The following is a 23,530-nucleotide window of genomic DNA, read 5'->3' on the forward strand; positions in this document are numbered from 1 at the left end:
GTGTCTTATCGCACGGACAGCCCTGAGCGCCGGGCGAGGTTTACCACGATCGATCTTCCGCCGTCCGCGGCCCGATCTGCGGCGTTGACGCCGCCCAAGTCCCGTGTCGCGTGTGCTTACATGCACCTACAAGCGACATGCCGCCACCGCGGCGCCGGCCCCCCGCCGGACCCGCGGGAGCACCGGCACGCGCACCCCCGCGGAGGCACGGTCACAGCGGCACGATCTCCGGCGCGCCCAGCCGCGCCGCGTCCGCCGTCTGGTCGTCCGGCTGCCGCTGCGACTCGCGCTCCGCCTCGACCCGCTTGTCGTAGTGCGCCACCTCGCGCTCGACCTGGTCGCCGTCCCAGCCGAGCACCGGCGCCATCAACCCGGCGACCTCGGCGGCGCACTGCGTACCGCGGTCGAAGGTCTCGATGGAGATCCGGGTGCGCCGCGTCAGCACGTCGTCGAGGTGGCGGGCGCCCTCGTGGGAGGCCGCGTACACGACCTCCGCGCGCAGATAGTCGTCCGCGCCCGTGAGCGGCAGGCCGAGCGACGGGTCCTGCTCGATCAGCTCCAGCACCTCCTCCGACAGCGACCCGTACCGGTTCAGCAGGTGCTCCACGCGCGCGACGTGCACCCCCGTACGCGCCGCCGTCCGGGCCCGCGCGTTCCACAGCGCCTGGTACCCCTCCGCGCCCAGCAGCCGCACGTCCTCCGTGACGCACGGCCCGACCCGCTGGTCGAGCCCGTGCACGGCCTCGTCGACGGCGTCCTGGGCCATCACGCGGTACGTCGTGTACTTGCCGCCCGCGACGACGACGAGCCCGGGCACCGGGTGCGCCACGGTGTGCTCGCGCGACAGCTTGCTGGTCGCGTCGGACTCGCCGGCGAGCAGCGGCCGCAGACCCGCGTAGACGCCCTCCACGTCGTCCCTCGTGAGCGGCACCGCGAGCACGGAGTTGACGTGCTCCAGGAGGTAGTCGATGTCGGCGGAGGAGGCCGCCGGGTGGGCCTTGTCGAGGTCCCAGTCGGTGTCCGTGGTGCCGATGATCCAGTGCCGGCCCCAGGGGATGACGAACAGCACGCTCTTCTCGGTGCGCAGGATGAGGCCGGTGGCGGAGTGGATGCGGTCCTTCGGTACGACGAGGTGGATGCCCTTCGACGCCCGCACGTGGAACTGCCCGCGCTCGCCGACCATCGCCTGCGTCTCGTCCGTCCACACCCCGGTGGCGTTGACGACCTGCCGCGCCCGCACCTCGAACTCCCCGCCCTGCTCCAGGTCGTGCACCCGCGCGCCCACGACGCGCTCGCCCTCGCGCAGGAAGCCCACGACCCGCGCGCGGTTGGCGACCTGCGCCCCGTACTGCGCGGCGGTGCGCACGAGCGTGGCGACGTAGCGCGCGTCGTCGACCTGGGCGTCGTAGTACTGCAGCGCGCCCACGAGCGCGTCCTTGCGCAGACACGGCGCGACGCGCAGGGCGTGCGAGCGGGAGAGGTGGCGGTGCGCGGGCATGCCGCGGCCGTGTTCGCGGGAGACGGACATGGCGTCGTACAGCAGCACGCCGGAGCCCGCGTACGCCCGCTCCCAGGCGCGGTGCTTGAGGGGGTAGAGGAACGGCACCGGCTTGACGAGGTGCGGCGCCAGCCGCTCGGTGAGCAGCCCGCGCTCCTTCAGTGCCTCGCGGACGAGGGCGAAGTCCAGCATCTCCAGATAGCGCAGCCCCCCGTGGATGAGCTTGCTCGACCGGCTCGACGTGCCCGACGCCCAGTCCCGCGCCTCGACCAGCCCGGTGGCCAGCCCGCGGGTCGCCGCGTCCAGCGCGGTGCCCGCGCCGACCACGCCGGCGCCGACGACCAGCAGGTCGAGCTCGCGCTCGGCCATCTGTGCGAGGGCCGCGCCGCGCTCGGCCGGCCCCAGTACCGCTGTCTTCACGGATGCCTCCTGTCCTGTCGCCCCGTTGCGGCAGTCCACGTGCCCACGTCCGATTCTGTCCGCACCCGCGCCGTACAGCCACCGTGCGTCGGCCTCGGGGCACAGCGCGCAGCCGTGCAACAGCCGCAGATCAGCCACAGATCAGCCACAGAGCAGCCGCGGAACGGCCTCCGCACACCCCCGGCGGCCCCCGCATACCGCCGCGCCACGGGCACCGCAAAGCGCCCAATACTGAATAACAGTCATATATGCCCGTAGCCTGACAAGAGCCTCTACCCGCCCCGGGCCCGGCACCCGGGGCCCTCCGGGAAGGAACGTCCCCCAGACATGCCCGCAGACGTCGCCGTCATCGGACTCGGCCACCACGGCCTGCCGCTCGCCCAGGCCGCGGCGGCGGCCGGCTTCTCCGTCGTCGGATACGACCCCGATCCGCGCGCCGTCGACGCCCTCGCCACCGGCCGCCCGCCGGTCGGCGGCTCGCTGACGGCCGCCGAGGTACGCAGGCTGCTGACGACCGGGTTCCGCGCCTCCGCGGACCCCGCCGACCTCGGCGGCGTCCGTACCGCCGTCCTCTGCGTGCCCACCCCGCTCGCCGAGGACGGCGCGCTCGACCTCGGCCCGGTCGCCGACGCGGCGCGCGAACTGGCGCGGCACCTCAAGCCCCGCACCACCGTGCTGCTGGAGTCCGCCGCCTACCCGGGAAGCACCGAGGACCTCCTGCGGCCCCTCCTGGAGCAGGGCTCCGGGCTGCGCGCCGGGCGCGACTTCCACCTCGCCTACTCCCCCGGCCCCCTCGACCCCGCCGACACCGCCTCCGCGCCGAAGGTCGTCGGCGGGCTGACCCCGGGGTGCACGGAGGCGGCGGTGGCGTTCTACGGGCGGTTCGCGGAGCGGGTCGTACGGGCCAGGGGGCCGCGCGAGGCGGAGACGGTGCGGCTGCTGGAGGGCAACGTACGGCACGTGAACTTCGCCCTCGTCAACGAGCTGACGTGGTTCTGCCACGACCGGGGCATCGACCTGTGGGACGTCGTCCGCTGCGCCGAGACCCGCCCCTTCGGCACCGCGCACAGCTTCCGTCCGGGCCCCGGCGTCGGCGGCCACGGGGTGCCGGTCGACCCGGGCCGCGTCCCCGTCCGCGTACCGCATCCGGGCGGCAGGACCGCACCCGGCTTCGATCACCCGCTGCGGATGGTCGACCTCGCCCGGGAGGTCAACGGCCGGATGCCGCGGTACGTCGTCCAGCGCTGCGCCCAGCTCCTCAACGAGCACGGCAAGTCCGCCCGCGGCGCCCGGGTGCTGCTCCTCGGCGTCACGTACGACCCGGACGTCGCCGACCTGGAGCGCACCCCGGCGACCGACGTCGCCGCGCGGCTGACGGAGCTGGGCGCGCGGGTGGGGTTCCACGACCCGTACGTCACGGCGTGGCAGGTGCTGGGCCGGCCGGTGCCGCGGACGGGTTCCGTGTACGACGCGGCGGCGGACGCGGACCTGACGGTGCTGCTGCAGCCGCACCGGACGTACGACCTCCAGGCGCTGGCGGTGAAGGCGCAGCTCCTCCTGGACACCCGGGGGGCGACGCCGCCGGGAGCGGCGCACCGGCTCTGAGCGGCGCACCGGCTTTGCGCGGCACGCCGGCTCTGCGCGGCACGCCGCTGTGAGCGTCGCGCGGCCGGATCCGGACGGCGTGCGGCAGGGGGCGTAAACACCCGGCGGATCACCCACCCCCGGGGTGCCGGAACCGGAGGTATCCCGGCGGAACTGCTACCGTTCGGCCGTATGGGTGATGCGGTGATGACGACGGCCGACAGCCGCCCCGGGCTGCTGCAGGCGCTCGCCGTCGGCGCCGCCGCCACCGTGGCGGGAGCGCTGGTCCTGGGCCTGACGCAGGGCCTCGTGGGCGAACGCGGCCTGGAGCTCGGCTACTGGGCGCTGGCCCTCGGCCTCCTCGTCGGTGCCGCCGTCGGCCGCGCGGGCGCGGAGACCCGCGGCTCGGCGTTCCTGGCGATCCCCGTGGCACTCGCCGGCGTCCTCCTCACCCAGCTCTCGGCGACGGCCGTACACCTCGGCACGGCGGACGTGGGCGCGGCGTACGACTTCTGGCAGAGCGACGTGCTGGGGAAGAACGACATGTCGTTCTACCTCGTGGCCGCGGCGGAAGCGTTCCTGGTCAGCCAGCGAGTGTCCGAAGTTCGAAACAGCATGTCGCAGTCGCGTCACGACTCCCTTTAAGGGCTTGTTGTCGGGCACCGCTCAACTGCTAGCGTGCCGCGGGTTGTCCCACTGACCGCGCCCACCACACCAACTGTCCCCGGGCACGGCAGACCCATCTCTCCGGGGGGAAATACACATGTCCCAGCCTTACCAGCAGCAACCAGGCCCCGGCGCTCCCGGCCAGCAGCCGTACGGCGCCCCGCCGCCCTACGCGCAGCAGCCGGCCGGCTCCGGCAACACGGGCCTCGCCGTGGGCGTCGGCATCGTCGCGATGATCGTCGGCGCCGTCATCTACGGTGCCATCATGCGGGCGTCCGGGGGAGACGCCGGCGAGTACACGCTGTACGCCTACCCCGCCGCCGCGGCCGGCATCCTCGTCGGCCTCGCGTTCGGCAAGCTCGGCGGCCGGAACCCGGCGCTGCCGTTCGTCGCCATCGTCCTCGGCATCCTCGGCGCCATCATGGGCCAGTTCCTGGGCTACGCGATGCTGATCAACCACTGGACCGACGGCCAGATCGGCATCGCGACGGCGTTCACCGACGAGTTCGACCTGCTGAAGGAAGCCTTCAAGGAGGACTTCGACGCTCTGGTGGCCGCGATGTACGCGGTCGGCGGCGCGGCCGGCTTCGCCCTGACGAAGCGCCTCGCCCGCGACTGAGGCAGCAGCAGACGGCACACGACGCAGGGCCGGGACCGCGACGAACGCGGCCCCGGCCCTGCGTCGTTGCCGCCCGGTCCGGGCGGCGCCCCCCGTCCCGTCCGTCAGGCGGGCGGCATCGCGGTATCCAACCTCCCGTGCAGCAGCAGGTAGAAGACGTACAGCGACTCCCGGCCGCCCTTACCGCGGTCGTAGCGGCGCAGGGCGCGGCCGAGGGGGTTCCACACCCGCCCGTCCGGCATCCGCACGCCGACGGGCTGCTCGAAGTAGTCGCGCTGCCGGTCGTCGAGGTCCACCCAACTCCCGCCCCCGGCCCGGACCATGACCTCTCCGACGTATGCCCCGACCCCGCGCAGCGCCTGCGCCACCGCGCGCTCGTCGGCCCCCTGCCCGGCACGGACCCCGGCGACGATCCGGTCCGCGACGCGCAGGCTCTCGACGGAGTAGTCCAGCGGCAACCGCCGCGGCCCCCGCAGCCATTCGGCCACCACCCCCTCCACGTACCGGCTCATCCCGGCCGCTTCGGGTAACACATCGCTCGCACGCCCCATGGGAATCCCCTCCACGCTCGTCGGCAGCGACCTTCACCTGAACAGCGCCGGAACCCCGTTTAAACGTCACACCTCCGAGGGGTGACACTTCCCACACGAGGGGTCACCACCCAGGTCTGGACAAACCCCCGACCTGCCGGCTCCGGCAATCAGCAAGGCCCCGCCGACCAGCGGGACTCCGGGAACCCCACGGATAAGTCCGGCTTGGGGGGAATGTCTTTTGGGTTGCGGGCGGGGGGAGTGGGGGGTTAATCAATGCGGGTGCAGCGATCGGCCGGCGGCGGCGCGGAGTTGGCCGATGTGCGGGTGCCGGGTACCGGCGGGGGCGTACCCCGGAAGACCCGGGCCGCCGGGAGGCGGTTCGTGAGCGCACCCCCCGGCCCCGCGGGACTGCCCTCCCGCCGGGGCCGGGGTGGTGCTCCCGTTCGTGGACGGGGGGTTCAGCGGGAGCGGGCCACCGTGACCTCGACGCGCTGGAACTCCTTCAGCTCCGAGTAGCCCGTCGTCGCCATCGCCCGGCGCAGGGCGCCGAAGAAGTTCATCGACCCGTCCGGCGTGTGCGACGGGCCCAGCAGGACCTCCTCGGTCGTGCCCACCGTGCCCAGGTCCATCACCTTCCCCCGCGGCACGTCCTCGTGGACCGCCTCCATCCCCCAGTGGTGCCCCCGCCCCGGCGCGTCCGTCGCGCGGGCCAGCGGCGAGCCCATCATCACCGCGTCCGCCCCGCACGCCACCGCCTTCGGCAGGTCGCCGGACCAGCCGACGCCGCCGTCCGCGATCACGTGCACGTAGCGGCCGCCGGACTCGTCCATGTAGTCCCGGCGCGCCGCGGCGACGTCCGCCACCGCCGTCGCCATCGGCACCTGGATGCCCAGCACGTTGCGCGTCGTGTGCGCCGCGCCGCCGCCGAAGCCGACGAGCACGCCCGCCGCGCCCGTGCGCATCAGGTGCAGCGCCGCCGTGTACGTCGCGCAGCCGCCGACGATGACCGGCACGTCCAGCTCGTAGATGAACTGCTTGAGGTTCAGCGGCTCCGCCGCCGACGAGACGTGCTCCGCGGAGACCGTCGTGCCGCGGATGACGAAGATGTCCACCCCCGCGTCCACGACCGCCTTGGAGAACTGCGCCGTACGCTGCGGCGACAGCGCCGCCGCCGTGACCACGCCCGACTCGCGGACCTCCGCGAGCCGCCGGCCGATCAGCTCCTCCTTGATCGGCTCGTCGTAGATCTCCTGCATGCGCCGCGTCGCGTCGCCCTCGTCCAGCCCGGCGATCTCGGCGAGCAGCGGCTCCGGGTCCTCGTAACGGGTCCACAGCCCTTCGAGGTTGAGCACCCCGAGGCCGCCGAAGCGCCCGATCCTTATGGCCGCCTCCGGCGAGACCACGGAGTCCATCGGGGCGGCGAGGAAGGGCAGCTCGAAGCGGTAGGCGTCGATCTGCCAGGCGATCGAGACCTCCTTCGGGTCCCGGGTGCGCCGGCTCGGCACGATGGCGATGTCGTCGAACGCGTACGCCTTGCGCCCGCGCTTGCCCCGGCCGATCTCGATCTCAGTCACGGATGCTGCCCTTTCCAGACGGTTGCCGCCCCAGTATCCCCCGGTCGGTCCGGTCAGCCCTTGCGGGAGTAGTTCGGGGCCTCGGTCGTCATCTGGATGTCGTGCGGGTGGCTCTCCTTCAGGCCCGCGGAGGTGATGCGGACGAAGCGGCCGCGGTCCTTCATCTCCGGGACGGTGCGCCCGCCGACGTAGAACATCGACTGCTTCAGCCCGCCGATGAGCTGGTGTACGACTGAGGCGAGGGGGCCGCGGTACGGGACCTGGCCCTCGATGCCCTCGGCGATGAGCTGGTCGTCGCTCTTGACCTCGTCCTGGAAGTAGCGGTCCTTGGAGTACGACTTGTTGCCGCCGCGGGACTGCATCGCGCCCAGCGAGCCCATGCCGCGGTACGACTTGAACTGCTTGCCGTTGATGAACAGCAGCTCGCCCGGCGACTCCTCGCAGCCCGCGAGCAGGCTGCCGAGCATCACGGTGTCCGCGCCGGCGACCAGCGCCTTGGCGATGTCGCCGCTGTACTGCAGGCCGCCGTCGCCGATGACCGGCACGCCGGCGTCCCGGGCCGCCTGCGCGGCCTCGTAGATCGCGGTGACCTGCGGGACGCCGACGCCGGCGACCACGCGGGTCGTGCAGATGGAGCCGGGGCCCACGCCCACCTTGATGCCGTCGACGCCCGCGTCGACGAGCGACTGGGCGGCGTCGCGGGTCGCGACGTTGCCGGCGACGACGTCGACCGCCGCGTTCGACTTGATCTTCGCGGCCATGTCGGCGACGAGCCGCGAGTGGCCGTGCGCGGTGTCCACGACGATGAAGTCCGCGCCCGCCTCCACCAGCGCCTGCGCGCGGTCGTACGCGTCGCCCGCGACGCCGACGGCGGCGCCGACGATCAGCCGGCCCTCCGCGTCCTTGGCCGCGTTCGGGTACTTCTCGGCCTTGACGAAGTCCTTGACCGTGATGAGGCCCTTGAGCACGTCCCGGTCGTCGACCAGCGGCAGCTTCTCGATCTTGTGCCGGCGCAGCAGCTCCATGGCCTCCGCACCGGAGATCCCGACCCGGCCGGTGACCAGCGGCATCGGCGTCATGATCGACCGCACCTCGACGCTGCGGTCGGGCTCGAAAGCCATGTCGCGGTTGGTGACGATGCCGACGAGCCGGCCGCCGTCGTCGGTCACGGGTACGCCGCTGATCCGGAACCGGCCGCAGAGCGCGTCCGCCTCGGCGAGCGTCGCGTCGGGGCGGATGGTGATCGGGTCGGCGACCATGCCGGACTCGGAGCGCTTGACCTGGTCGACCTTCTTGGCCTGGTCCTCGATGGAGAGGTTGCGGTGCAGTACGCCGGCGCCGCCCTGGCGGGCCATGGCGATGGCCATCCTGGACTCGGTGACCCGGTCCATGGCGGCGGAGAGGAGCGGAATGTTCACCTTGACGTTCCGCGACACATGGCTTGCGGTGTCGATCTCGCCCGGTGCCATGTCGGCGGCGCCGGGCAGCAACAGCACGTCGTCGAACGTGAGCCCGATGGTGGCGAACTTGTCAGGGACGTCGGCGGCGCGCTCTGTCATGACACCCTTCCGGTGGGTCTTGCCCGATGGGACTGACCATGGTAACGGCGCGCCGGAGCGTCACGTAACGGGGCTGGTGACCGGTGTACGAAGGTACGAAGTCCGGGGCCGCCGGGACCTTCGGACCGCCGTCGCGACCCGCTCTCCGTACGCCGTACGCGCCCGTGCCGTACGCCCTGAGCAACGGCCCGTACGCCCCCGCGCCACGGCCCGTCCGCCCCGCGCCTACTGCCGCGCCAGCGCCCGCAGCCTGCTCAGCGCCCGGTGCTGCGCCACCCGCACCGCACCCGGCGTCATCCCGAGCATCTGCCCCGTCTCCTCCGCGCTGAAGCCCGCCGCCACCCGCAGCAGCAGCAGCTCCCGCTGGTTCGCCGGCAGGCTCGCCAGGAGCTGCTTCGCCCACTCCGCGTCACTGCTCAGCAGCGCCTGCTCCTCGGGGCCCAGCGAGTCGTCCGGCCGCTCCGGCATCTCGTCGGAGGGCACGGCGGTGGAGCCTGGGCCGCGCATCGCGGCGCGCTGGAGATCCGCGACCTTGTGCGCGGCGATGGCGAAGACGAACGCCTCGAAGGGGCGGCCGGTGTCGCGGTAGCGCGGGAGGGCGCAGAGCACCCCGATGCAGACCTCCTGGGCGAGATCGTCGACGAAGTGCCGTGCGTCGCCCGGCAACCGGTGCAGCCGCGTGCGAACATAGCGAAGCGCCAGCGGATGGACATGGGCCAGCAGGTCGTGCGTCGCGCGCTCGTCCCCCTCGGCCGCGAGCTGCACGAGTCCCCTGATCTCGACGGGCCTTTCGGCCGTCTGGGAAACAGTGGTCTCGTTGCCGCGCATCCGTCCATGGTGCCTCGCCCCCGAACGTTCCGCGGTATCGCGGCCGTCGTTGTAGACCGAAGCGTTATGCGCAACCGCGCGGACGGTCACCACGCGCGCCCTCCCTTCGCTGCCCCCGTGCGGGATTCGGCTGTGCCCGATGCGCCTCGTTCCGGAGAACCCATGCCTCAAGCATGCGCCTTCGCGCGGGAAACCGGATCGCCCCGTGGCCCGCGGCCCCGTTCCGCGGGCCCGCCGCCGGCTACGGGGCGGGTGTGCCGGCCCGGGGCGCGGGGCCCCGGCGCGGCGGATGCGCAGCAGGTCAGCGCACGAGACCCCAGCGGAAACCGAGGGCCACCGCGTGCGCCCGGTCGGAGGCGCCGAGCTTTTTGAAAAGCCTGCGCGCGTGGGTCTTCACGGTGTCCTCGGAGAGGAACAGCTCGCGGCCGATCTCGGCGTTGGACCGCCCGTGGCTCATGCCTTCCAGCACCTGGATCTCGCGTGCCGTGAGCGTCGGCGCTGCCCCCATCTCGGTGGAGCGCAGCCGCCGCGGCGCGAGCCGCCACGTCGGGTCGGCGAGGGCCTGCGTGACGGTGGCCCGCAGCTCGGCGCGGGAGGCGTCCTTGTGCAGGTAGCCGCGGGCGCCGGCGGCGACGGCGAGGGCCACGCCGTCGAGGTCCTCGGCCACGGTCAGCATGATGATCCGCGCCCCCGGGTCGGCCGAGAGCAGCCGGCGCACGGTCTCGACGCCGCCGAGTCCGGGCATCCGTACATCCATCAGAATCAGGTCCGAACGATCGGCACCCCAGCGGCGGAGCACTTCCTCGCCGTTAGCCGCCGTCGTCACGCGCTCGACGCCGGGCACGGTCGCAACCGCACGGCGCAGCGCCTCTCGGGCGAGTGGGGAGTCGTCGCAAACGAGGACGGAAGTCATGGCCGCCCTCCGGAGCTGATGCGCGTCACCTTGAGCCTCCAGGGCTGGTACGTATCGTCACCTTCGGCGGTCGACCGCGCGTCGGGCGCGCCCGGGACGAACGCGCTCGCAGTCAACCGCTTCCGCACTCTCAACGACGGTCACCCGAAAGAGTTACGGGGGCTCCTGGCACCTGTTGCAACGGCTGTCGCCACGGGGACCGGGGCCACACACGTCGCCACTCTACGTGAGGATGCGGTCACCGAGAAGCAGTCACCGCGCCGCGCCGCACCATGACCCGAATGCACCTATTGCTGCCGCTCTGATCAGCTATTTTCCATTTTCCCTATGAGTACTATTTACATCCGGTAAGCCCGGAAGGGTAGTGTCACGACCGTTAAGGGTCTTCCATGGCGCTCCCAAGGTGATACAAAATGGCTGATTTCTCCCGGCTGCCGGGCCCGAACGCCGATCTCTGGGACTGGCAGCTCATCGCCGCGTGCCGCGGTGTCGACAGCTCGCTGTTCTTTCACCCGGAAGGGGAGCGGGGCGCTGCCCGTAGCGCACGGGAGGCGTCCGCCAAAGAGGTGTGCATGCGCTGTCCCGTGCGCGCGGAGTGCGCGGCGCACGCGCTGGCGGTCCGTGAGCCGTACGGCGTGTGGGGCGGACTGACGGAGGACGAGCGCGAGGAGTTGCTGGGCCGCGCCCGGCACCGGACGCCGACTCCGGGGGCCACGTCTCCGGCACCCGCGGCGGCCCCCGCTCCGGAAGCGGCGCAGACGCCGACCGCGGCACCGGCCCCGACGCCGCACAACTGAGGCGGCGCGCTCGCGCGAAGTCGCCGGGCGGCGTCGCGTCCTACGTATCCCGAGCGCCCCCGTGTTTCGTACGTCCTACGTGTCCTGGGCGTCCTTCGCCGCCGCCGCCAGGCGGTCGAGCATCACCGCCACCGCCGGCACCCGCGCCAGGTCCGGCAGCGTCAGCGCGACCACCTCCCGCCGCGCCTCCGGCGTCAGCGGCACGGTGACGACCCCCCGCGGCGGCACCGCGCGCACGGCGAGCCCCGGCAGCACCGCGACCCCCAGCCCGGCGCGCACCAAGCCGACGACGGCGGGGTAGTCGTCGGTCGCGAAGTCGATACGGGGCGCGAAGCCGGCCCGTTCGCACAGCTCCACCAGATGCCGGCGGCACCGCGGGCAGCCCGCGATCACCGGCTCCGCTGCCAGCTCCGCCAGCTCCACCCGGCCCGCCACGACGGCGGGGTGGCCCTCCGGGACGAGGCACAGCAGCCGGTCCGCGAGCAGCGGCCGTACGACGAGGCCGTCCCAGCCGTCGACGGGATCGCCGGCGGCGCCGGCACCGGCGCCCGCGGCGGCGGCATCGGCACCGCGCTCCGGCACGGCCCCGCCCGCGGGCGGGTAGTGGAACGCCAGCGCGATCTCGCACTCCCCCTCCCGCAGCATCTCCACCGACCGCGGGGGCTCCGCGTCCACCAGCGAGATCCGCGTACCCGGGTGCGCCGCCCGCATCGCCGCGAGCGCGCCCGGCACGATCGTGGAGCTGCCGCTCGGGAACGACACCAGCCGCACCCGCCCCGCGCGCAGCCCGGCGAGCGCCGCGACCTCGTCCTCCGCCGCGGCCAGCCCGGCGAGGATGCCGCCCGCGTGCCGTGCGAGCGCCTCCCCCGCCTCCGTCAGCCGCAGCTCGCGGCCGGCGCGGACGAGCAGCGGCGTGGCCGCCGTCTGCTCCAGCGCCTTCATCTGCTGGCTGACGGCGGGCTGGGTCAGGCCGAGTTCGCGGGCGGCGGCGGAGAACGAGCCGGTCGCGGCGACGGCCCGGAGAACGCGCAGGTGGCGGGCGTCGAACATGCCTCCACCCTAGGCGAGTCGCACGCCCGGGCGGGCACGATCGGAAAGCTCGTTGAGCGTTGCCGGAAGGGGCGGTTACGGTCGGGGGATGCAGGTGCTCTCCGTGAACCTCGCCCGGCCGCAGACCGCGCCCGGCATCACCGACGCCCCCGGCTTCGTCACCGGCATCGACAAGCGCCCTGCCGACGGGCCGGTGCGCGTCGAGGAGCCCGGCCCCAAGGGCGTCGGCGGCAGCGCGCTCGCCGGCGACGTCATCGGCGACCTGCGCCACCACGGGGGCACGTACCAGGCGGTGTACGCCTTCGCGCGCGAGGATCTCGACATCTGGGGCGTGGAGCTGGGCCGCGAGCTGCCGAACGGGGTCTTCGGCGAGAACCTGACCACCGCCGGGCTCGACGTCTGCGGCGCACGCATCGGCGAGCGCTGGCGGATCGGCCCCGACCTGCTGCTGGAGGTCACCAGCTCGCGCATCCCCTGCCGCACGTTCGCCGGCTGGCTCGGCGAGCAGGGCTGGGTCAGGCGCTTCACGCAGGCGGCCCGCCCGGGCGCGTACCTGCGGGTGATCGAGCCCGGTGAGATCCGGGCCGGGGACGGGATCCGGATCGAGCACCGCCCGGACCACGAGGTGACGGCCGCGTTCTGGTTCCGCGCGAACACCCTGGAGCGGGAGTTGCTGCCCCGGCTCCTCGCGGCCGCGGACGCGCTGCATCCGGAGTCCCTGGAGAAGGCCCGCAAGGCGGCGGCCCGCGCGTCCTGACGGCCGGCGTTCTCCGGGCCGACCCGGAGAGCGGGCTCAGGGTTCCCTCCGGGACGTACCCGTGCGATGCCCGATGCCCGCGCGGCCCATGTGTCAGAAGACTCTGACACATGACAAAGACGAGTGGCCCGAGAACGCGGCTCAAGCGCGTGCTCCTCGCCCTGACCGCGGTGGCGGTCGCGATCGTGACCGTGGTCGTCGGCGCCGGAGCATGGTTCTACGCCACCACGGACGTCTCCACGGTCGGCAAGGTCGACTTCGCGAACGAGCTGCGGATACCGCCGCTGGAGGAAGGCGAGGTGGAGGCGGACGGCACCCGGGTCTTCACGCTGGGGATGCGCGCGGGCGAGACGGAGTTCAGGCCCGGCAGGACGACGCCGACCTGGGGGTTCACCAGCCCCGCCACGGCGGCCGACGAGCGGTGGCCTGGGACGTACCTCGGGCCGACGCTGCGCGCGGAGCGCGGCGAGAAGGTCCGCGTCGAGGTCGGCAACGGGCTCGACGAGCCGTCCACCGTCCACTGGCACGGCATGCACCTGCCCGCCGCCATGGACGGCGGCCCGCACCAGATGGTCGGGGCGGGCGGCCAGTGGCGGCCCCACTGGACGGTCGACCAGCCCGCGGCCACCCTCTGGTACCACCCGCACCCGCACGGGCAGACCGAGCGGCACGTGCAGCGCGGGCTCGCCGGGATGTTCCTCGTCGACGACCCGGAGGCGCGCGAGCTCGGGCTCCCCGACGAGTACGGGGTGAACGACGTGCCCGTCGTCGTCCAGGACGTGCGCTTCGACGGCGACCGGTTCGACCACGGCCACCGGATGATGGCGAACACCGGTTTCCTCGGCGACGAGACGATGGTCAACGGCACCCTCGCCCCGTACCAGGAGGTACGCGACGAGGTCGTCCGGCTGCGGCTGCTGAACGCCTCCACCGCGCGCGTCTACGACTTCGGCTTCGCCGACGGCCGCGCCTTCGACCTCGTCGGCACCGACGGCGGCCTGCTCGGCGCCCCGCACCGCACCGACCGCGTGCTGCTCTCCCCCGGCGAACGCGCCGAGATCCTGGTGCGGATGCGGCCCGACGAGCGGACCGTCCTGCGCAGCAGCCCGCCGGGCGGCGGCGACTTCTGGCAGTCCCGCTTCGCGGGCGGCGACGACTCCTTCGACGTGCTGGAGCTGCGCGCCGCCGACACCCTGCGCCCGGCGCCCGCCCTGCCGGCGCGGTTCGGCGACGTCGAACTGCCCGACCCGGCCGACGCCTCCCGCGAACGCCACTTCGACCTGCTCACGAGGGGCATCAACGGGCAGCCGATGGCGATGGAACGCATCGACGCCACCGTCGAGCGGGGCGCGACCGAGATCTGGACGGTGCGCAACCGGGACGGCGTCACGCACAACTTCCACGTCCACGACGTGCAGTTCCGGGTCCTGGAGGTGGACGGCGAACCGCCGCCGCCGGAGCTGCGCGGACGGAAGGACACGGTGTACGTGCCGAACGGGCGGGAGGTGAAGCTCGTGCTGCGCTTCGACGGGCCGCCCGACCCGGACGTGCCGTACATGTACCACTGCCATCTGCTGTCGCACGAGGACGGCGGGATGATGGGCCAGTTCGCGGTCGTGAACCCGGGTGAGCAGGCCGGGCGGCCGCCGGGCGGCGGGGACGGGCATGCCGGGCACTGACCGGCTGCCGATCGGTCGGCACCCGCCGGGTGCTGACCGGGTGCCGATCGCGCCCGCTAGCGTGCGCACATGACGACTGCGCTGATTACGGGATCGACGGCCGGCCTGGGCGCCGCCTTCGCACGCCGGCTGGCGGCTTCCGGGTACGACCTGGTGCTCGTCGCCAGGACGGCGGAGCGGCTGCACGAACAGGCCGCGGAGCTGCACGAGCGGTACGGCGTGGAGACGTCGGTGCTGCCCGCGGACCTGGCGACGGAGGAGGGCATCGCGGCGGTGGAGAAGCGCCTCGGCGAGACCGAAGCCGGGCAGCCGGTGGACCTGCTGGTCAACAACGCGGGGTTCGGGCTGAAGGGGCGCTTCCTCCAGGTGACGCTCGCCGACGAGCTGACGATGCTGAAGGTGCACTGCGAGGCGGTGCTGCGGCTGACGACGGCCGCGGCGGCGGCGATGCGGGAGCGGTCGCGGGGTGCGGTGGTGAACGTCGCCTCGGTGGCGGCGTTCGTGCCGCGGGGGACGTACGGGGCGAGCAAGTCCTGGGTCGTGCAGTTCACGCAGGGGGTGGCGCGGGACCTGGCGGGCAGCGGGGTGCGGCTGATGGTGCTGTGCCCGGGGTTCGTCAGGACGGAGTTCCACGAGCGGGCGGGGATGGGGACGGACGACATCCCGGGGTGGATGTGGCTGGACGCGGACAAGGTGGTGGCGGAGGGGCTGCGGGACCTGAGGCGGGGGCGTACGGTCTCGATCCCTGATCCGCGGTACAAGGCGCTGATGGGGGCGGCGAAGCTGGTGCCGCGGGGGTTGCTGGGGCGGGTGTCGACGGGGGCGGGCCGCAAGTACGGTCCGCAGTAGGGGATCGGGTCCGGAGGCCGCACGCCGCAGGGCCTCGCCCCCCTTGCGGAGGCGAGGCCCTGCGGTGTGTTGCCCGTACCGACCGGAGGTCAGTGGGAGTGGCCGTGGCCGTGGCCGTGGCCCTGGTCCTCCTGCGGCTCCGGCTTCTCCACGACCGCGCTCTCCGTGGTCAGCAGGAGCGAGGCGATCGACGCCGCGTTCTCCAGCGCCGAGCGGGTCACCTTCACCGGGTCGATGACGCCGGCCTTCACCAGGTCGCCGTACTCGCCGGTGGCGGCGTTGAAGCCCTGGCCCGCGGTCAGCTCCGAGACCTTGGAGGTGATGACGTAGCCCTCCAGGCCCGCGTTCTCCGCGATCCAGCGCAGCGGCTCGACCGACGCGCGGCGGACGACCGCCACGCCGGTGGCCTCGTCGCCGGTGAGGCCGAGGCCGTCCTCCAGCACCTTCGCCGCGTGCACGAGCGCCGAGCCGCCGCCGGAGACGATGCCCTCCTCGACCGCCGCGCGGGTGGCGGAGATGGCGTCCTCCAGACGGTGCTTCTTCTCCTTCAGCTCGACCTCGGTGGCCGCGCCGACGCGGATGACGCACACGCCGCCGGCCAGCTTCGCCAGCCGCTCCTGCAGCTTCTCGCGGTCCCAGTCGGAGTCCGTGGCTTCGATCTCGGCCTTGATCTGCGCGACCCGGCCGGCGACCTCGTCGGACTTGCCGGCGCCGTCGACGATCGTGGTGTCGTCCTTGGTGATGACCACGCGGCGGGCGGTGCCGAGCACCTCGAGGCCCACCTGGTCGAGCTTGAGGCCGACCTCCTCGGAGACCACGGTGCCGCCGGTGAGGGTGGCCATGTCGCCGAGCATCGCCTTGCGGCGGTCGCCGAAGCCGGGGGCCTTGACCGCGACGGAGTTGAACGTGCCGCGGATCTTGTTGACGACGAGGGTGGACAGCGCCTCGCCCTCCACGTCCTCGGCGACGATCAGCAGCGGCTTGGCGGAGCCGGCCTGCATGACCTTCTCCAGCAGCGGCAGCAGGTCCTGGATGGAGGAGATCTTGCCCTGGGTGATCAGGATGTACGGGTCCTCCAGCACCGCCTCCATGCGGTCCTGGTCGGTCACCATGTAGTGCGACAGGTAGCCCTTGTCGAAGGCCATGCCCTCGGTGAAGTCCAGCTCCAGGCCGAAGGTGTTGGACTCCTCGACGGTGATGACCCCGTCCTTGCCCACCTTGTCCATGGCCTCGCCGATGAGCTGGCCCACCTGCTCGTCCTGCGCGGACAGCGCGGCGACCGCGGCGATGTCGGACTTGGAGTCGATCGGGCTGGCGGCCTTCAGCAGCTCGTCGGAGATGGCCGCGACGGCCGCGTCGATGCCGCGCTTGAGCGCGGAGGGGGAGGCGCCGGCGGCCACGTTGCGCAGGCCCTCGCGGACCAGCGCCTGGGCCAGCACGGTGGCGGTGGTGGTGCCGTCGCCCGCCACGTCGTTGGTCTTCGTCGCCACCTCCTTCACGAGCTGGACGCCCAGGTTCTCGTACGGGTCCTCGACCTCGATCTCCCGGGCGATGGTCACGCCGTCGTTGGTGATGGTCGGGGCGCCGAACTTCTTGTCGATGACGACGTTGCGGCCGCGGGGGCCGATCGTCACCTTCACGGTGTCGGCAAGCTTGTCCACGCCGCGCTCAAGAGCGCGGCGGGCGTCCTCGTCGAACTTCAGAGTCTTCGCCATGGAACGTGGGTCCTCTCAAGGGGCGCCGTAGGGAGCGCCGACGCCCCGGCCCGTTTCGATATGTCCTGCTCGGCGAACGGATCCGGGGCGCGGCCTGGTGTGGGAAGAAGCGGGAAGCGCCCCGATTACTTCTCGATGATCGCGAGCACGTCGCGGGCAGAGAGGACGAGGTAGTCCTCGTTGTTGTACTTCACCTCGGTGCCGCCGTACTTGCTGTAGAGAACGACGTCGCCGACGGAGACGTCGAGCGGCAGCCGGTTGCCGTCCTCGAAGCGGCCCGGGCCGACGGCAAGGACGACGCCCTCCTGGGGCTTCTCCTTCGCGGTGTCCGGGATGACCAGGCCCGAGGCCGTGGTCTCTTCGGCGTCGAGCGGCTGGACCACGATGCGGTCCTCAAGCGGCTTGATGGCAACCTTGGTGCTGGCGGTCGTCACGATCCGACCTCCCCCTTCGGAGATCTCGCGGGGTTGAATGTCTGGGGTGGCGACCCTGGAGGACCCGTCGTCGCGGGTGCCGGATCCGCCTCGTCGCTGTGTTGGCACTCTCCCTGGGGGAGTGCCAGAGCCGAGGTTATGCCGCCCTTTAGCACTCGGTCAAGCCGAGTGCCAGATTGCCACCCGCGTCGCCCGCCGCCGACCGTACAGTCGTACGGGCCGCACCCCCGCCCGCGTCACATGTAGTCCTCCAGGCGGGCCACGGTGAAGCCCTGCCGCTGGACTTCCCGTACGAACTCAGCCATCACGTCCGTCATCGTCCGCCCGCCCTGCTGCTCGGGACCCCGGAAGTGCGCCAGCACGATGTCGCCCGGGCGCAGCCGGTCGCCGCTGCGGTACTCCAGGCCGCTCGCCTTCATGTCGGCCCGCCACAGCGGCATCGCGCGCACCCCGCAGGAGGCGGCGGCCCGCAGCGTCTCCGCGTCGTACTTGCCGTAGGGCGGCCGGAAGAGGGTCGGGCGGACTCCGAAGGCGCCGGCGACGCGCTCCTGCTGGCGGCAGATCTGGCGGCGCTGCCCGGCGTACGGGAGGGAGGTGAGGTCGGGGTGGGTGAGGGTGTGGCCGTGGACGGAGTTGCCGAGGCGCCGCAGTTCCTCGAAGTACCCGTAGTCCCCGCCGGCCGCCGAGTCGGAGAGGAACATGCTGAACGGCAGCCGGAGATCGGCCGCCATCCGGATCAGCTCCGGGTCCTTGTCCCAGCCGTCGTCGATCGTCAGGAAGACGACCTTGTCCCGCGTCGGCACCCGGCCCGCGACCGCCGGCAGCCCGGAGTCCGCCGGCCGCACCGGGCGGCTCGCGGGGGGCGTGGGCGGCGCGGCGAGGGGGCGGTCGAGGCCCCAGCGGCGGTACGCCTCGGCGCCGCCGGCACGGGCGACGTCCTTGCGGGTACTGCCGTCACCGCCGGGCAGCGCCCGCGGCGTACGCCCCGCGTGCCGCATGCCAGGCTTGCCGTCCGCCCGCCCGTCCCCGGGCGCCGCGGACTCCTCCGCGCGCTGCGGGAACCACTCCTCCGTCGGCCTGGCCGCGTCCGCGCAGGCGCTGAGCGCGAGCAGGCAGACGACGGCTATCGCGGCGGCTGACGACCGCCGCCCGGAGCGGCGGGTGCGCCTCATACGTAGTCCTCCAAGCGGGCAACGGCGAAGCCCTCGTCGTTCGCCTTACGGAGCACCGTACGGAGCATGTCGGTCATCGTGCCGCCGAATTCGGAAGGTCCTTCGAAGTGGGTGAGCACGATATCGCCGGGGTGGAAAGCGGTGTCCGCGCGGGAGTACGTCCAGCGTCCGGGGAACGCCTCCTGCTGCCACAGCGGTACGAGGCCGATGCCGCAGTCCCGCGCGGCGCGCAGGGTGTCGGCGTTGTAATTGCCGTACGGCGGGCGGAAGATCCGCGGCTTGGCGCCCATCTCGCGCTCCAGGACGCGCTGCTGGCCGCAGATCTCCTCGCGCTGCGCCTCGTAGGGCAGTTCGCGGAGGTTGGGGTGGTGGAGGGTGTGGTTGCTGACGGTGGTGCCGAGGTCGCGGAGGTCGCGGAAGTAGCCGTAGTCGTCGCGCGCGACCTCGTCGGCGAGGAAGGCGCTGACGGGCACGTCGAGTTCGCGCAGCATGCGCAGCAACTCGGGGTCCTTGCGGTAGCCGTCGTCGATGGTCAGGAAGATCACGCGGTCGTCGGTCGGCACCCGGGTGATGACGGGCGGCAGGCCGGGGCCGCCGCCGTTCGCCTCGAAGCCGGGTTCGGTGGCGAGCGCGGGCTTGGTGCGCGGCGGGGCGGGCGGCAGCAGCGGGGTGGCGTCCAGGCCCCAGGTACGGGCGGCGGCGAGCCGCTGCGCGTGGACGCGCTGCTGGTGCTGCGCGGTGCGGGCGAGCGCGCGGGCGGGGGCGGCGGCGAGGCCGCCGGCGACGGCGGGCTTGGCGTCCTCGTAGGGGTGGGTGAGGGGGCGGGGATGGTCGGACCCGGCGGTGCCTGAGGAGCAGCCGGACGCGAGGAGCGCGGCGGTGACGGCCAGGGCGAGGAGGCCGGTGCGGGGTCGGGCACGTGGGATCATTTTATCCTTTTGTCGTATTAGTTCCGGAGTCCGCATCCTGCCAGTACGGAGCGGGGCGTCATGGCGCCACGCCGTACGGGCGCCCGCATGGCGGACAGCGGACAATGGACCCATGCACGGCCCCGACGCCTCCGACGACCCCCTCGCCGCCCTCCTCACCCCCGAGGGCCAGGCGCTCCTCGCCGAGCTGCGCGAGCACGACCCCGCCGACGAACTGGCCCTCGCCACCCGGCTGCGCCGCACCCACCCCGCGGAGCTGGTCTCCGCCGCGCTCGGGCAGGCCCGGCTGCGGCAGCGGGCGGCGGCGAAGTTCGGGGCGGACGCGGCGCGGATGTACTTCACCCCCGACGGCGTCGAGCAGGCCACCCGTACGGCGGTGGCGGCGCATCGCGCGGCGCGGTTCGCGGCGCTCGGCGTCGACCGGGTCGCCGACCTGTGCTGCGGCATCGGCGGCGACGCGGTGGCGCTGGCGCGGGCCGGGATCGCGGTGCTCGCCGTCGACCGGGACCCGGCGGCGGCGGCCGCCGCGCGGGCCAACGCGGCGGCGCTGGGGGTCGCGCACCTGGTCGAGGTGCGCTGCGCGGAGGTGGGGGACGTGGACATCTCCGGGTACGACGCGGTGTTCGTCGATCCGGCCCGCCGGGTCGGAGGGGGCGCCAGGGGGCGTACCCGGGTCTTCGACCCCGAGGCGTACTCCCCGCCGCTGTCCTGGGCCGTCGAGGTCGCCGGCCGCGTCTCGCACGCCGCGCTGAAGGTCGCCCCCGGCATCCCGCACGAGGCGGTGCCGGAAGCCGCGGAGGCGGAGTGGGTCTCCGACGCCGGCGACGTGAAGGAGGCCGTGCTCTGGTTCGGCACCGCATCCGACGGCGTCTCCCCTGGCGGCCGCCGCGCGACCCTGCTGCCCGCCGGCGCCAGCCTCGCGGGGCGCGGCCTGCCCGACCCGGCGCCGGGACCGGTGGGGCGCTATCTGTACGAGCCGGACGGCGCCGTCATCCGCGCGCACCTCGTCGCCGAGGTGGCGGCGCAGGTCGGCGGGCGGCTGCTGGATCCCGCCATCGCGTACGTCACGGCGGACGACCCGGCGCGGACCCCGTACGCCACCGCGTACGAGATCACCGACACGCTCCCGTTCAACGTCAAGAAGCTCCGCGCCCTGCTGCGCGAACGCGGCGTCGGCAGCGTCACCGTCAAGAAGCGCGGCTCCGCCGTCGAGCCCGAGGAGCTGCGGCGCAAGCTGAAGCTCACCGGCCCGACCGCGGTGTCCTGCACCGTCTTCCTCACCCGGGTCGCCGGCGCCCCTACGGTGCTTCTGGGCCGTCCGGTCCCAGCGACGTGAACCGCCAGCGGTGCACCGGCCGGGCCAGCAGACCGGCGTCCGGGTCCGGGAGTTCCGGCATGCCCGCCTCGCGGTTGCCTGAGCCCGCGTCCCACCAGGTGATGACCAGCACCCGGTCCCCCGGCCCACGGAACGTCTCGCGCCGCAGCGGCCGGAGGGGCAGGCGCTGCGCCCGCGCCCACGCCAGCAGCTCGTCGCCGCGCCCGGCCGCGGCCTTGGCCTCCCACATCTGCGCGACGACGGTCACTGGTACAGGTTGTCCTTCGCCAGCTCGTGCACGTGGTCGTGGTCGTGGCCGTGCCCGGGCGCCTGCTCGTGCCCCGGTACGTGCGTCTCCGTGACCGGCAGCGACGAGTCCGCCGACAGCTCCCAGTCCGACACCGCCCGCCCCCGCGCCACCATCTCCGCGCCCAGCGCCGCGACCATCGCCCCGTTGTCCGTGCACAGCTTCGGCCGCGGCACCCGCAGCACGATCCCCGCGTCCTCGCAGCGCCGCTCGGCCATCGCCCGCAGCCGCGAGTTCGCCGCCACGCCGCCGCCGATCATCAGGTGCCCGACGCCGTTGTCCCGGCAGGCCCGTACCGCCTTGCGCGTCAGCACGTCCGCGACCGACTCCTGGAACGACGCCGCCACGTCCGCCACCGGCACGTCCTCCCCCGCCGCCCGCCTGGCCTCCACCCAGCGGGCGACGGAGGTCTTCAGACCGGAGAAGGAGAAGTCGTACGCCGGGTCGCGCGGGCCCGTCAGACCGCGCGGGAAGCGGATCGCGGCCGGGTCGCCGTCGCGCGCCGCCTTGTCGATGAACGGGCCGCCGGGGAAGCCGAGTCCGAGGACGCGGGCGACCTTGTCGAACGCCTCGCCCGCCGCGTCGTCGATGGTCGCGCCGAGGGGGCGGACGTCGGCGGTGATGTCGGCGGACATCAGCAGCGAGGAGTGCCCGCCGGAGACCAGCAGGGCCATCGTCGGCTCGGGAAGCGCGCCGTGTTCGAGCTGGTCGACGGCGATGTGCGAGGCGAGGTGGTTGACGCCGTAGAGCGGCTTGCCGAGCGCGTACGCGTACGCCTTGGCCGCCGACACCCCGACCAGCAGCGCCCCGGAGAGACCCGGGCCCGCCGTCACCGCGATCGCGTCCAGGTCGCGGGCCGCGATCCCGGCGTCGCGCAGCGCCCGCTCGATCGTCGGGACCATCGCCTCCAGGTGCGCCCGGCTCGCCACCTCGGGCACCACGCCGCCGAAGCGGGCGTGCGCGTCGACGCTGGACGCGATGGCGTCGGCGAGCAGCGTGTGCCCGCGGACGATCCCGACACCGGTCTCGTCGCAGGACGTCTCGATGCCGAGCACCAGGGGTTCGTCTGCCATGGGGGGCGTCACTCTTTCTCGGTACGGCGCATGACGAGCGCGTCGACGTTTCCGGGCTGGTAGTAGCCGCGCCTGACGCCGATGACGGCGAAGCCGTGGCGCTCGTAGAGGCGCTGCGCGCGCTCGTTGTCGACGCGCACCTCCAGCAGCACCTCGCGGCAGCCGAAGCGGCGGGCGGCGGCGAGCAGCGCCTCCAGCAGGCGCGGGCCGAGTCCTGTGCCCCAGTGGTCGCGGGCGGCGGCGATGGTCTGGATGTCGCCGGTGCCGTCGAGCGCGGCGAGGCCGCCGTAGCCGACGACGCGGCCGGCCTCGTCCTCGGCGACGAGGTACGCGCGGGTGGCGCCGGGGCCGCGGGCGTGGGCCAGCTCGGACCAGAACATCGCCGGGGACCAGGCGTCCTCGGGGAAGGTGTCCCGTTCGAGGGCGAGCACGGGGTCGATGTCCCACCACCGCATCTCGCGCAGGGCGACGGCGGTCACGGGCTCTCGCCGCTCTCGTACGGGTCCCGGCGCACGGTCATCGCGGGGTGACCGCCTTGTACGCGGCGGGCACCTGCGCGTCGGGGCGGCGCAGGTACAGCGGGCGGGGCGGCAGCAGTTCGGCGCCGGCCGCGAGCCGCTCGGCGGCCAGCGCGGCCAGCGCGCCGGCGTGCGGGTGCGCCGGGGGGCGGGCGTCGGGGAACGCCCCGGGGTACAGCTCCGCGCCCGCCCCGGCGGCGGGCAGGCCCGCGACCTGCTCGGCGAGGTCGGCGGGCCGGTCGACGGCCGGGTCCGTGACGCGGGTGCGGGCGTCGGCGTAGCGCGCCCAGTACACCTCTTTGCGCCGGGCGTCGGTGGCCACGACGAACGGGCCGTCGATGCCGCCGGCGGCATCGACGGCGCCGTCGCGGCCGGCGGCGTAGGCGATGCCGTCCAGCGTGCAGACCCCGTACACGGGGATGCCGAGCGTCATGCCGAGGACCTCGGCGGTCACCAGCCCCACCCGCAGCCCGGTGTACGGCCCGGGGCCGACGCCGACGACGACGCCGGTCAGCTCCGCGAGCCCGCGGCCGGCCTCGGCGAGCACCCGGTCGACGGCGGGCAGCAGCAGCTCGCCGTGGCGCCGGGCGTCGACCTGGTGCGACGCGGCGAGCGCGGGCGATGCGGGATCGCCGTCGTGGAGTGCGACGGTGACGGCGGGGGAGGCGGTGTCCATGGCGAGCAGCACGCCCTTCAGGGTAGTCGCGCGGAAGGGGTGCCCGGAGCGCGTCCGCCGGGCCG

Annotated in this window: 23 protein-coding genes; 8 read left to right on the plus strand and 15 right to left on the minus strand. The window is 73.6% G+C overall.

The window, feature by feature from the left end; translation table 11 throughout:
- Window positions 1–211: 211 nt before the first annotated feature.
- Window positions 212–1,918 (minus strand): glycerol-3-phosphate dehydrogenase/oxidase, encoded by a 1,707-nt coding sequence (locus ACFYVJ_RS01715; protein ID WP_388885469.1) that lies wholly within the window; start codon window positions 1,916–1,918, stop codon window positions 212–214.
- A 327-nt stretch (window positions 1,919–2,245) separates the two neighbouring features.
- Between ACFYVJ_RS01715 and ACFYVJ_RS01720 the strand changes: the two genes are divergently transcribed.
- The 3 genes from ACFYVJ_RS01720 (at window position 2,246) to ACFYVJ_RS01730 (ending at window position 4,787) form a co-directional block, all read left to right on the plus strand.
- Window positions 2,246–3,523, plus strand: a complete 1,278-nt coding sequence (locus tag ACFYVJ_RS01720; protein WP_388885472.1) for a nucleotide sugar dehydrogenase — start codon at window positions 2,246–2,248, stop codon at window positions 3,521–3,523.
- A 171-nt stretch (window positions 3,524–3,694) separates the two neighbouring features.
- Window positions 3,695–4,147 carry a hypothetical protein gene (locus tag ACFYVJ_RS01725; protein WP_388885475.1) on the plus strand — a complete coding sequence of 151 codons (453 nt, stop codon included), beginning with the start codon at window positions 3,695–3,697 and terminating at the stop codon, window positions 4,145–4,147.
- A 118-nt stretch (window positions 4,148–4,265) separates the two neighbouring features.
- Entirely contained in the window at window positions 4,266–4,787 is a 522-nt protein-coding gene (locus ACFYVJ_RS01730) for a hypothetical protein (protein WP_388885478.1), read from the plus strand.
- A gap of 104 nt (window positions 4,788–4,891) precedes the next feature.
- Here the strand turns inward: ACFYVJ_RS01730 and ACFYVJ_RS01735 are convergent, their stop codons facing one another.
- From ACFYVJ_RS01735 to ACFYVJ_RS01755, 5 genes are all read right to left on the minus strand, one after another.
- On the minus strand, window positions 4,892–5,299 hold the full coding sequence (locus ACFYVJ_RS01735) for a hypothetical protein (protein ID WP_388885481.1): 408 nt from the start codon (window positions 5,297–5,299) through the stop codon (window positions 4,892–4,894).
- A 479-nt stretch (window positions 5,300–5,778) separates the two neighbouring features.
- The gene (locus ACFYVJ_RS01740; protein ID WP_101422185.1) at window positions 5,779–6,894 is read right to left on the minus strand and encodes a GuaB3 family IMP dehydrogenase-related protein; all 1,116 of its coding nucleotides are present in this window, start codon (window positions 6,892–6,894) and stop codon (window positions 5,779–5,781) included.
- A 53-nt stretch (window positions 6,895–6,947) separates the two neighbouring features.
- A complete protein-coding gene (gene guaB, locus ACFYVJ_RS01745) occupies window positions 6,948–8,453 on the minus strand; it encodes an IMP dehydrogenase (RefSeq protein WP_388885484.1) in 1,506 nt (501 codons plus the stop codon).
- A gap of 225 nt (window positions 8,454–8,678) precedes the next feature.
- Window positions 8,679–9,281 carry a sigma-70 family RNA polymerase sigma factor gene (locus ACFYVJ_RS01750; protein WP_101422187.1) on the minus strand — a complete coding sequence of 201 codons (603 nt, stop codon included), beginning with the start codon at window positions 9,279–9,281 and terminating at the stop codon, window positions 8,679–8,681.
- Between the two features lie 301 nt (window positions 9,282–9,582).
- A complete protein-coding gene (locus ACFYVJ_RS01755; protein ID WP_026276081.1) occupies window positions 9,583–10,194 on the minus strand; it encodes a response regulator transcription factor in 612 nt (203 codons plus the stop codon).
- 413 nt (window positions 10,195–10,607) lie between these two features.
- Between ACFYVJ_RS01755 and ACFYVJ_RS01760 the strand changes: the two genes are divergently transcribed.
- Window positions 10,608–10,991 carry a WhiB family transcriptional regulator gene (locus ACFYVJ_RS01760; protein ID WP_388885489.1) on the plus strand — a complete coding sequence of 128 codons (384 nt, stop codon included), beginning with the start codon at window positions 10,608–10,610 and terminating at the stop codon, window positions 10,989–10,991.
- Window positions 10,992–11,066: 75 nt separating this feature from the next.
- Here the strand turns inward: ACFYVJ_RS01760 and ACFYVJ_RS01765 are convergent, their stop codons facing one another.
- On the minus strand, window positions 11,067–12,041 hold the full coding sequence (locus tag ACFYVJ_RS01765; protein ID WP_388885492.1) for a LysR family transcriptional regulator: 975 nt from the start codon (window positions 12,039–12,041) through the stop codon (window positions 11,067–11,069).
- A gap of 88 nt (window positions 12,042–12,129) precedes the next feature.
- Here ACFYVJ_RS01765 and ACFYVJ_RS01770 point away from each other — a divergent pair, with 88 nt between their 5' ends.
- The 3 genes from ACFYVJ_RS01770 to ACFYVJ_RS01780 all read left to right on the plus strand — a co-directional run bounded on the left by ACFYVJ_RS01770 (window position 12,130) and on the right by ACFYVJ_RS01780 (window position 15,326).
- Window positions 12,130–12,798 carry an MOSC domain-containing protein gene (locus ACFYVJ_RS01770; RefSeq protein ID WP_388885495.1) on the plus strand — a complete coding sequence of 223 codons (669 nt, stop codon included), beginning with the start codon at window positions 12,130–12,132 and terminating at the stop codon, window positions 12,796–12,798.
- 110 nt (window positions 12,799–12,908) lie between these two features.
- On the plus strand, window positions 12,909–14,477 hold the full coding sequence (locus ACFYVJ_RS01775; RefSeq protein ID WP_388885498.1) for a multicopper oxidase family protein: 1,569 nt from the start codon (window positions 12,909–12,911) through the stop codon (window positions 14,475–14,477).
- Between the two features lie 69 nt (window positions 14,478–14,546).
- Window positions 14,547–15,326, plus strand: a complete 780-nt coding sequence (locus ACFYVJ_RS01780; protein ID WP_388885501.1) for an SDR family NAD(P)-dependent oxidoreductase — start codon at window positions 14,547–14,549, stop codon at window positions 15,324–15,326.
- Window positions 15,327–15,415: 89 nt separating this feature from the next.
- On the opposite strand, the gene groL is transcribed toward ACFYVJ_RS01780, so the two are convergent.
- The 4 genes from groL to ACFYVJ_RS01800 all read right to left on the minus strand — a co-directional run bounded on the left by groL (window position 15,416) and on the right by ACFYVJ_RS01800 (window position 19,576).
- A complete protein-coding gene (groL, locus tag ACFYVJ_RS01785) occupies window positions 15,416–17,041 on the minus strand; it encodes a chaperonin GroEL (RefSeq protein ID WP_388885504.1) in 1,626 nt (541 codons plus the stop codon).
- A 125-nt stretch (window positions 17,042–17,166) separates the two neighbouring features.
- Complete coding sequence (gene groES, locus ACFYVJ_RS01790) at window positions 17,167–17,475, minus strand: co-chaperone GroES (protein WP_047017603.1); 309 nt, start codon at window positions 17,473–17,475, stop codon at window positions 17,167–17,169.
- A 236-nt stretch (window positions 17,476–17,711) separates the two neighbouring features.
- Window positions 17,712–18,647 carry a polysaccharide deacetylase family protein gene (locus tag ACFYVJ_RS01795; RefSeq protein WP_388885509.1) on the minus strand — a complete coding sequence of 312 codons (936 nt, stop codon included), beginning with the start codon at window positions 18,645–18,647 and terminating at the stop codon, window positions 17,712–17,714.
- A complete protein-coding gene (locus ACFYVJ_RS01800; protein ID WP_388885512.1) occupies window positions 18,644–19,576 on the minus strand; it encodes a polysaccharide deacetylase family protein in 933 nt (310 codons plus the stop codon). Before ACFYVJ_RS01800 ends, ACFYVJ_RS01795 begins: the two co-directional genes overlap by 4 nt.
- 112 nt (window positions 19,577–19,688) lie before the next feature.
- Between ACFYVJ_RS01800 and ACFYVJ_RS01805 the strand changes: the two genes are divergently transcribed.
- On the plus strand, window positions 19,689–20,912 hold the full coding sequence (locus ACFYVJ_RS01805) for a methyltransferase domain-containing protein (protein WP_388885515.1): 1,224 nt from the start codon (window positions 19,689–19,691) through the stop codon (window positions 20,910–20,912).
- Here ACFYVJ_RS01805 and ACFYVJ_RS01810 read toward each other — a convergent pair.
- From ACFYVJ_RS01810 to tsaB, 4 genes are read right to left on the minus strand one after another with little or no spacing between them, the layout of a single operon-like run.
- The gene (locus ACFYVJ_RS01810) at window positions 20,875–21,141 is read right to left on the minus strand and encodes a hypothetical protein (RefSeq protein WP_388886133.1); all 267 of its coding nucleotides are present in this window, start codon (window positions 21,139–21,141) and stop codon (window positions 20,875–20,877) included. The two genes, ACFYVJ_RS01805 and ACFYVJ_RS01810, sit on opposite strands and share 38 nt — an antisense overlap.
- Window positions 21,142–21,155: 14 nt before the next feature.
- Entirely contained in the window at window positions 21,156–22,271 is a 1,116-nt protein-coding gene (gene tsaD / locus ACFYVJ_RS01815) for a tRNA (adenosine(37)-N6)-threonylcarbamoyltransferase complex transferase subunit TsaD (RefSeq protein ID WP_388885518.1), read from the minus strand.
- 8 nt (window positions 22,272–22,279) lie between these two features.
- Window positions 22,280–22,750, minus strand: a complete 471-nt coding sequence (gene rimI, locus ACFYVJ_RS01820) for a ribosomal protein S18-alanine N-acetyltransferase (RefSeq protein ID WP_388885521.1) — start codon at window positions 22,748–22,750, stop codon at window positions 22,280–22,282.
- A 37-nt stretch (window positions 22,751–22,787) separates the two neighbouring features.
- Window positions 22,788–23,465, minus strand: coding sequence for a tRNA (adenosine(37)-N6)-threonylcarbamoyltransferase complex dimerization subunit type 1 TsaB (tsaB, locus tag ACFYVJ_RS01825; protein WP_388886135.1), 678 nt, complete (start codon window positions 23,463–23,465; stop codon window positions 22,788–22,790).
- Between the last annotated feature and the right edge of the window lie 65 nt (window positions 23,466–23,530).

It is taken from the genome of Streptomyces sp. NPDC004134 (genome assembly GCF_042874195.1).
GTDB lineage: Bacteria > Actinomycetota > Actinomycetes > Streptomycetales > Streptomycetaceae > Streptomyces.

Coding starts and splice junctions, on each gene's coding strand:
- ACFYVJ_RS01720 (WP_388885472.1), top strand. CDS start 2,246: ATGCCCGCAGACGTCGCCGTCATCGGACTCGGCCACCACGGCCTGCCG.
- ACFYVJ_RS01725 (WP_388885475.1), top strand. CDS start 3,695: ATGGGTGATGCGGTGATGACGACGGCCGACAGCCGCCCCGGGCTGCTG.
- ACFYVJ_RS01730 (WP_388885478.1), top strand. CDS start 4,266: ATGTCCCAGCCTTACCAGCAGCAACCAGGCCCCGGCGCTCCCGGCCAG.
- ACFYVJ_RS01735 (WP_388885481.1), bottom strand. CDS start 5,299: ATGAGCCGGTACGTGGAGGGGGTGGTGGCCGAATGGCTGCGGGGGCCG.
- guaB (WP_388885484.1), bottom strand. CDS start 8,453: ATGACAGAGCGCGCCGCCGACGTCCCTGACAAGTTCGCCACCATCGGG.
- ACFYVJ_RS01750 (WP_101422187.1), bottom strand. CDS start 9,281: ATGCGCGGCAACGAGACCACTGTTTCCCAGACGGCCGAAAGGCCCGTC.
- ACFYVJ_RS01755 (WP_026276081.1), bottom strand. CDS start 10,194: ATGACTTCCGTCCTCGTTTGCGACGACTCCCCACTCGCCCGAGAGGCG.
- ACFYVJ_RS01760 (WP_388885489.1), top strand. CDS start 10,608: ATGGCTGATTTCTCCCGGCTGCCGGGCCCGAACGCCGATCTCTGGGAC.
- ACFYVJ_RS01765 (WP_388885492.1), bottom strand. CDS start 12,041: ATGTTCGACGCCCGCCACCTGCGCGTTCTCCGGGCCGTCGCCGCGACC.
- ACFYVJ_RS01770 (WP_388885495.1), top strand. CDS start 12,130: ATGCAGGTGCTCTCCGTGAACCTCGCCCGGCCGCAGACCGCGCCCGGC.
- ACFYVJ_RS01775 (WP_388885498.1), top strand. CDS start 12,909: ATGACAAAGACGAGTGGCCCGAGAACGCGGCTCAAGCGCGTGCTCCTC.
- ACFYVJ_RS01780 (WP_388885501.1), top strand. CDS start 14,547: ATGACGACTGCGCTGATTACGGGATCGACGGCCGGCCTGGGCGCCGCC.
- groL (WP_388885504.1), bottom strand. CDS start 17,041: ATGGCGAAGACTCTGAAGTTCGACGAGGACGCCCGCCGCGCTCTTGAG.
- ACFYVJ_RS01795 (WP_388885509.1), bottom strand. CDS start 18,647: ATGAGGCGCACCCGCCGCTCCGGGCGGCGGTCGTCAGCCGCCGCGATA.
- ACFYVJ_RS01800 (WP_388885512.1), bottom strand. CDS start 19,576: ATGATCCCACGTGCCCGACCCCGCACCGGCCTCCTCGCCCTGGCCGTC.
- ACFYVJ_RS01805 (WP_388885515.1), top strand. CDS start 19,689: ATGCACGGCCCCGACGCCTCCGACGACCCCCTCGCCGCCCTCCTCACC.
- ACFYVJ_RS01810 (WP_388886133.1), bottom strand. CDS start 21,141: ATGTGGGAGGCCAAGGCCGCGGCCGGGCGCGGCGACGAGCTGCTGGCG.
- tsaD (WP_388885518.1), bottom strand. CDS start 22,271: ATGGCAGACGAACCCCTGGTGCTCGGCATCGAGACGTCCTGCGACGAG.
- tsaB (WP_388886135.1), bottom strand. CDS start 23,465: ATGGACACCGCCTCCCCCGCCGTCACCGTCGCACTCCACGACGGCGAT.